This is a genomic window from uncultured Halopseudomonas sp., assembly GCF_963977355.1.
Lineage (GTDB): Bacteria > Pseudomonadota > Gammaproteobacteria > Pseudomonadales > Pseudomonadaceae > Halopseudomonas.
Map to the genome: position 1 here is coordinate 1 of NZ_CAXBOV010000057.1, position 2,215 is coordinate 2,215.

A 2,215-nucleotide genomic window follows, 5' to 3' on the forward strand; every position below is an offset into this window, starting at 1 on the left:
CAGGTTGGGACTCGGGAAGGCCGAGCCGAACGCGACCATGTCCGGGTCCTTGAGTGAGCCCAATACCGAGAACACCAGCTCACTGACATCCACTTCCACGCTGTCAGAGGCGTACTGACCGATATCCGGTTCGTGCAGCTGACGGCGGGCAAGTGCATGAACAAAGTAGCCGGAACGCGGGCGCGCCTGAATCAGGCCACGGTCTTCCAACAGGTAATAGGCCTGGAACACAGTAGAGGGGCTGACCCCATAGGTGCGGCTGGCGTGCCGTACCGAGGGTACCTTCTCACCTGGTGCGATAACCCCGGTACGGATCAGCTCGGCGATCTCGTCGGCGAATTTCTCGTAGCGTTTCATCCTGTCCTGCGCGGGTTTGGAAGCATGCACATACTCTACGCCATCGTCAGTGGCCATGCGCAGTTCAGCGCGCCTTTGGCGAAACAAAGGTGGAGGCATCGCGTATGCTGCTGCCAGCGTCGCTCAGATCGCTGACAACAAAATGCAATGGCTGGCTGCCAGCGCGACCGCCTGACTGCTGACGGCTGACGCGCACAGGCACTACCGCCGTTTCGCCGCCGGGGATGTTGACCTTGCCCAAGCCCAGAGCCTTGAAGCGCTCGGGCTCGCCGAGGGCAACAGTGTATGAGCGGCTTTGCTGGCTTTTGTTTATGACCTTCAGGGTATAGAGGTTTTCAATTTCGCCGTCGCTGTTTTCGCGAAAAATGGCGCGATCACGATTCACGTCCAGATCAATCAGTGGGCGAGTCTGTATGCCCCAGACTAGCCCGCCGAACGCCACCAGAAGCGTTGCCGCATAAGCGACCAGGCGCGGCCGTAGCCAGTGTGTGGGCCTGCCCTCCATTGCGCGCTCGGAGGTATAGCGGATCAGCCCTCGTGGGTAGTTCATTTGATCCATCACGCTATTGCAGGCATCAATACAAGCGCCACAGCTGATGCAGTCGAGCTGCAGTCCGTTGCGGATATCAATACCTGTAGGACAGACCTGGACGCACACAGTGCAATCAATACAGTCGCCAAGTCCATCTGCCGTGTGGTCGATGTGTTTCTTTCGTGGACCGCGCGACTCGCCGCGGGTGCTGTCATAGGTCACTACCAGTGTGTGTTCGTCGAACATGACGCTCTGAAAGCGTGAGTAGGGGCACATATGCAAACAGACCTTCTCACGCAGCCAGCCCGCATTGAGGTAGGTGGCCGCGGTGAAAAAGAACAGCCAGAAGACGGTACTCCCACCCAACTGTAAGTGCAGCATGTCGCTGACCAGTTCGCGTACAGGGGTGAAATAACCGACAAAGGCGATGGAGGTGGCAAGACTGACGGCCAGCCAGATGCCGTGCTTGGCTCCCCGCCGTGCCAGCTTGTTGATTGTCCAGGGCGCAGCGTCGAGGCGCACACGCTGGTGCCGCTCGCCCTCAGTGACCTTCTCTGCCCACATGAATATCCAGGTCCAGACGCTTTGCGGGCAGGTATAGCCGCACCAGACGCGTCCAGCAAAGACGGTGATGAAGAAAAGACCGAAAGCGGCAATCAGCAGAATCGCCGACAGCAGGATGAAATCCTGTGGCCAGAAGGTCGCACCAAAGATATAGAACTGCTTGGCGTCCAGGTCCCAGAGCACCGCTTGATGGCCATTCCAGTTCAGCCAGGCGGTGCCAAAGAACAATAATATGAGGGCACCCGCGCCGGTGAGTCGCAGGTTGCGGAACAACCCCGTGAAGCTGCGGGTATGGATGGGGTCGCCGGTCTGCGCGGGTGGTACGAAGGTGATCGGCTGCTTATTTTTGGCAGTCACGTCTTTAATCGGAATCTGGCTGGTCATGGCAATCACGGCTCTTGGTTATCAGACACGAGGCATGATGCGCGGCCAGCTGATTCGGTAACAGATTCAGAATGCTCTTAAAAAAGCAGATCAGACTGACTCGGATAAAACGTTCGAGGACTGTCTGCTACTGCTTCTAGTTGGCACATGAAGCCTTTGTAATTGCGATCTGATACGGTTTTTTTGTCTGAATCTGGGTCTGGTTGGTAAGCGCCTGGCTGCGCATAGTGAAGACCTGATCCGAGCTGCCTGCTGCCTAAGTATTCTTCGGGGCGCGCGCAGCCCAGCCTTGAGGTTCTTATGTACCACTATGATGATTATGATCGCGCGCTGGTAACCGAGCGCGTAGCCCAGTTTCGCGATCAGGTTGCGCGGCGT

At 57.5% G+C, this 2,215-nt stretch carries 2 protein-coding genes; both read right to left on the reverse strand.

Annotated features, from left to right (window positions below; genetic code table 11):
- Positions 1 to 357: winged helix-turn-helix domain-containing protein (locus tag AAC076_RS17295; RefSeq protein ID WP_339848099.1), on the reverse strand; the 357-nt coding region annotated here is incomplete at its 3' end.
- A gap of 64 nt (positions 358 to 421) precedes the next feature.
- Positions 422 to 1,837 (reverse strand): cytochrome c oxidase accessory protein CcoG, encoded by a 1,416-nt coding sequence (gene ccoG, locus AAC076_RS17300; RefSeq protein ID WP_339848097.1) that lies wholly within the window; start codon positions 1,835 to 1,837, stop codon positions 422 to 424.
- Between the last annotated feature and the right edge of the window lie 378 nt (positions 1,838 to 2,215).

Bases quoted from the DNA above. Each gene is read 5' to 3' on its own strand.
- ccoG (WP_339848097.1), bottom strand. From the start codon at position 1,837: ATGACCAGCCAGATTCCGATTAAAGACGTGACTGCCAAAAATAAGCAG.